General features: G+C 56.1%; 1 protein-coding gene and 1 pseudogene. Both read left to right on the top strand.

Features of this window, described 5'->3' with window-relative positions; translation table 11 throughout:
• Nucleotides 1–2,385, top strand: a 2,385-nt coding sequence (locus VGE80_RS14815) for a glycosyltransferase family 9 protein (RefSeq protein ID WP_440593199.1), incomplete at its 5' end; no start/stop codon positions are given.
• Nucleotides 2,386–2,449: 64 nt separating this feature from the next.
• A pseudogene (locus VGE80_RS14810) lies at nt 2,450–2,772 on the top strand (hypothetical protein); the annotation flags it as partial.

Raw genomic sequence — 2,772 nt, 5'->3', positions numbered from 1 at the left:
ATGGAAAAGACATCCCCACCGTCGACCGGCCACGTTCTTCCGGAACGCTACTGGATCATGATGGCTGGGGGAAAATACGATTTCACAGCTAAGTGGTGGAATCCTGCTAATTACCAGCGGATCGTCGATCATTTCCAAGGGCGCATCCAGTTTGTTCAAGCAGGTGAAGCAGGACACTGGCACCCTCCCTTGTCGGGGGTCATCAACGTTGTCGGCAAGACCACGACGCGTGAATTCGTGCAGCTGATGCATCATGCGGACGGGGTCGTCTGCCCGGTGACATTCGCGATGCATCTGGCGGCCGCAGTGGAAACCCGACCGGGCCGACCGAAGCAACGGCCGTGCGTGGTCATCGCCGGAGGTCGCGAGCCGACGCAATGGGAAGCCTATCCCCATCATCAATACATCAGTACCACTGGCATGCTCTCCTGTTGTCAGGAGGGAGGTTGCTGGAAATCTCGCTGCCAACTCGTTGGTGATGGCGACCCGAAGGATTTCAACGATGTTTGCGATCAACCGGTCCAGATCACGCCCCACCTCCGCGTTCCTCGCTGCATGGACATGATCTCTGCCGATGACGTGATTCGACGAATCGAGATGTATTTGTCAGGTGATGTAACGAATGGGGGGCGTACGGTTGAATCTGATCATTCCGCGGCGACGAGATGTTGCGGGCTTGAGTCCACACTGCCGGACGCGACGACTGTTCTGCAGATCAATAACTTTAACTTTGAACGAGACTCACGTAGCCCCGCGTCTCAGAATGTCACAACTCAAAACATTTTGATCACATTCCGCCACGGTCTGGGAGACGCCGTCCAGTTCACGGCCGTGCTCCGTCACCTTCAATACCATCATCCGGAATGGAATGTGGATGTTCTGACACTGGTGGGGAAGCATTCCGCCTTTGAAGGACTTTGCCGTCGAGTCTGCGTTATCGACCGTGATCCAATCCCCACCGAAGGGTACCATCAGCGGTTCGATCTGACGTGGGACGAATGCCGTACAGAAGACGCGAGTTGCCCGAACACGAAAGTCCTGCAGTGCATTAGGGACGCGTTTCAACTGTCGCCCATCCCCGATCTCTTCCGTTACCAAATTCGAATTTCCGATACGGCCAGAATTCGGGCTCATCAATACCTAGAATCAATCTGCGGGCCGCCCGGGGATGACGGTCGCTATCGGGCCGTCCTGATCCACTACGAGGGGAATACTTCGGGGGAGTTCAAGAATCTGCCGACAGAATTGATTCAGGAGCTCTGTGCTGACGTCATCCGACTTGGGTATGTTCCTGTCATCCTGGATTGGGATCGTCGATCACCGCTGCCGGACCAGCAAACCATTTTTTGCCCTGATGCCGCGCACGTACTGTGGGACGGACAGGGTACCGGCGACGCTGAACAGTTGGCGGCATTGATCAATTCGGCCAAGCTCATGATCGGCATCGACAGTGGTCCACTCCACGTTGCCGGTGCCACCGAAACTCCCTCGATCGGAGTCTGGACCCGGCATCATCCCGTCCATTTTTTTGACCTGGCGGACAATCTCCTGCACCTCGTGCCCGTGAATCATTCCGATCTCGTGCAGAGCAGTAGCGCCCTGAACTATTTCGACCGCGTCTATCCCTACGAAACCTACCAGAATCTCAATGTCTCCCTCTTGCCACTGGTGGAACATCGCTTAACGGGCGCTGCGGTAGAACCACTCAGAAACAAGCAGTTTCTGAAGCAACTCACGGCAACCGGATACGATCGCAGTTACTACGATGAGCACAAAAACGCTGGGCTGGATTATCTCGGGTTCGGCGGTTGGCAGCAGCAGTACGGTCGCTGGCTGGTCGAGTCGCTGGGGTACCAGGGCCGCAAGATGCTCGATGTCGGCTGTGCTTGCGGAAGTATTCTGAGAGGCCTGGGACAAGCAGGAGCGATTGTTCAGGGGGTCGATCTCTGCGAACCCATGATTCAACTGGGGCGACAGCAGTGGCCCGACATGGCCCCTTTGTTATTCGTCTGCGATGCGATCAACCTGCATCTTTTCACCGATCGGACCTGGGATGGTCTCCATTCCGCCCAGGTTGCCGAACACTGGAAGCCGGAGTTGGTTCCCTTCATCTTGCGAGAACTCGGCCGAGTCACTGTACCAGATGGACTTTTCTTTTGTTCTCTCGACACCTCGGAGTCGTTTGCCCGTCAGGGCCGGACCCTGGAAAACGAGGATCCCACGCACATCTGCATTCAACCCATTTCGTGGTGGCAAGAGCAACTCGAAGCCAACGGCTGGGAAGTCTGCACGGCTGAATACGAACCGATCCTCAGGCAACATCCGGAAGATTTTCTCTGCCGCTACGACTGGGATTTCTTTATCGCCAGACGGCGAGGTGGCTGACAGGCACTTCTTCACTTCACAGGCAACTCATACGCGACGACTGAATTCACCATGGCAAAGTCTCATGCAGACCGTTTGGCCCCACATCGCTGCCTCGCTCCATCCCAACGATCGTCCTGCCCCCCAGGCGTGGCAATCGTGTTACGAGACCAAATATGCTATCGCTCGACTGCTGCAGCCCCAACGAATTTTTGAGATTGGTGTCCGCACGGGTTATTCCGCTCTGGCATTCCTCAGAGCGGTCCCGACGGCCCGGTATCTTGGCATCGACGCGAACCGAAATAGTCATGGCGGCATGCGCGGCGCGATTAATCATGCTCGCAAGCTGTTGGCAGAATACGATGCTGAAGTCCACGAACTTTCTTCCGCACAATGTGCGGCGAGCCT

Source organism: Schlesneria sp. (genome assembly GCF_036405755.1).
In the GTDB taxonomy this organism is placed as follows: domain Bacteria; phylum Planctomycetota; class Planctomycetia; order Planctomycetales; family Planctomycetaceae; genus Schlesneria; species Schlesneria sphaerica.
The sequence above is the reverse complement of the archived record's forward strand: the minus strand, read 5'-3'. Positions and strand labels throughout refer to the sequence as shown.